The organism is Methylobacterium gossipiicola (assembly GCF_900113485.1).
GTDB classification, from domain to species: Bacteria; Pseudomonadota; Alphaproteobacteria; order Rhizobiales; family Beijerinckiaceae; genus Methylobacterium; species Methylobacterium gossipiicola.
Genome location: NZ_FOPM01000064.1, coordinates 1 through 2,190, shown reverse-complemented (window position 1 = coordinate 2,190; position 2,190 = coordinate 1). Strand labels below are relative to the sequence as shown.

Here is a 2,190-nt window from a genome sequence, read left to right as displayed (position 1 = left end):
CAGGCGACGATCTCGTACTTCCGCATCGACGAGGCCGGTTCGAGCCATGGCAACGTCGACGTGGCGGTGACGCAGCTGCGCGAGACGGCGAGCCGGATGCGGGCGCCCTCGGCGGTGGTGCGCTCGCCCAAGGTGGCGGCGGCCCCGCGTCGGCCCGCCCGGTCGCAGCCGGCCTCGGGCGGGTTCGCCTTCGACATGGGCGGGGAGGACGAGCACGACGCCGACTTCAAGCGCAGCGCTTGAACGCAAACATCCGCTCCGGATCGTCTTCGGAGCGGACCGCCACCGGCAGCAGACAAAACCCTCATGCCATGCCCGTTCACCGGGTCAAGGAAGTGGTCTCGGTGATGGCCGATCTGCGCATCTCGGTCTGTTCACCAATATCTCCGCGGAGAACAAGGATATGCGTTTCACAATCAAGACGAAGCTGGTCGCGGGCTTCGGCGCCGTACTGGCGCTTACCGCCATCGCGGGCGGACTTGGCTACCAAAAGCTCCGTGCGTCGGATGAAGCGATGAACTTCATCGTCGGTCGCTTCGAAGTCCAAGCTCTGGCACTGGACGCCAAAGCCCAAACCATCCGCAGCATCTCCAACACCCGTGCTGCCGTGCTCGGCACCGATGACGCCGCCAAGGCCGACTTCAGCAAGCGCGCGGCCGACAACCGTGCGGATGCGCTTGCCACCATGGCCAAGGCCAAGGGCTACATCAATTCGGAGGAGGGCAAGCGGCTCTTCGACGACATCTCGGAAAAGTACGAGAAGCAGCGCGTGCTGGCCACCAAGGTCCTGGAGATGACCCGGATCAACACCGGTGCCAGGGCGTGGGAGGAGATCAACGGTTCCGGCCGCCCGACCATGGTCGCCCTTCGCGCCGAGATCGGGTCCATCCTCGGCCGATCGGACCTGCAGACCTTTCCTGACCTGATCCGAAACGCCGTTGCCGTTCAGTCCTATTCCGACGAGGCTTGGGGCGAACTGCAAGCGGCTGTCGGGGCCTCGAACTTGCGCATCTTGGAGCAGCGCGTCGCCGAGAGCCGACGGACGCGCGACGAGGCCGCGCATGCGTTGAATGCTCTGATCGGAGCCATGAACGCCGCCGGGATCGGCAGCGACGGCATGCGGCAGAAGTTCGAGGCTTGGTCGAACGCGTTCGGAAAGGTTCTCACCGTGATCGAAGACGCCGGCTCCCTCAGGGCCGTCGAACTCGCGGGCGGCGAGTACGCGGTTCTGAGCACGGCGACGGCCCGGGCGTTCGATGCCTTCATCGACTTCCAGAATCGCCGGATGGTTCAGACCGTGACGCAGGCGCGGGCCACGTCGAGCGAAGGACAGAGCATCCTGCTCGCGACGGTGGCGGCGGCACTCCTCCTTGGCCTCGCCATCGCCACCTGGCTCGCCCTCTCGATCTCGCGCGGTCTCGCCCGGACGGTGGCCCTTGCGGATGCCGTCGCCATGGGTGACCTGAGCAAGACCGAGGCGGTGACATCGCAGGATGAGATCGGCGACCTCGTGACGGCCATGAATCGCATGACCGCCAATCTCACCGCCACCGCGCATCTCGCCGGTGAAATCGCCAGCGGAAATCTCGCCGTCGAGGCCAAGGTCCAGTCGGACAAGGATACGATGGGGCTCGCGCTCCAGGCCATGCTGGTGAATCTGCGGGCGACCGCGGGTCTTGCCGGCGAGATCGCGAGGGGAAACCTCGCCGTCGAGGCCACGGTCCGGTCGGACAAGGACACGATGGGCCTCGCCCTGCAGGCCATGCTGGTGAATTTGCGGGCGACGGCGGAGCTTGCCGGTGAGATCGCGAATGGGAACCTCGACCTCGAGGCCACGGTCCAGTCGGACAAGGATACGATGGGCCTCGCCCTCCAAGCGATGTTGGTGAATCTGCGTGCGACGGCGGACCTCGCTGGCGAGATCGCGCGCGGAAACCTCACTGTCGATGCCACGGTTCAGTCGGACAAGGACGCCATGGGCCTCGCCCTGCAGACCATGCTGACGAAGCTGCGCGGCGTGGTGACGGAAGCCCTGATGGCGGCCGGCAACGTGTCGTCGGGCTCGCAGGAACTGTCGGCCTCGGCCGAGCAGCTGTCCCAGGGCTCGACGGAACAGGCGTCGTCCACGGAGGAAGCCTCGGCCTCCATGGAGGAGATGGCCGCCAACGTGAAGCAGAACGCCGAGAACGC

1 protein-coding gene and 1 pseudogene are annotated in these 2,190 nt (G+C 66.1%); both read left to right on the top strand.

Annotated elements, in window-relative coordinates:
- A pseudogene (locus BM249_RS21820) lies at positions 1-243 on the top strand (methyl-accepting chemotaxis protein); the annotation flags it as partial.
- 160 nt (positions 244-403) lie between these two features.
- The coding region (locus BM249_RS20985) for a methyl-accepting chemotaxis protein (RefSeq protein ID WP_091975547.1) at positions 404-2,190 on the top strand (1,787 nt) is incomplete at its 3' end.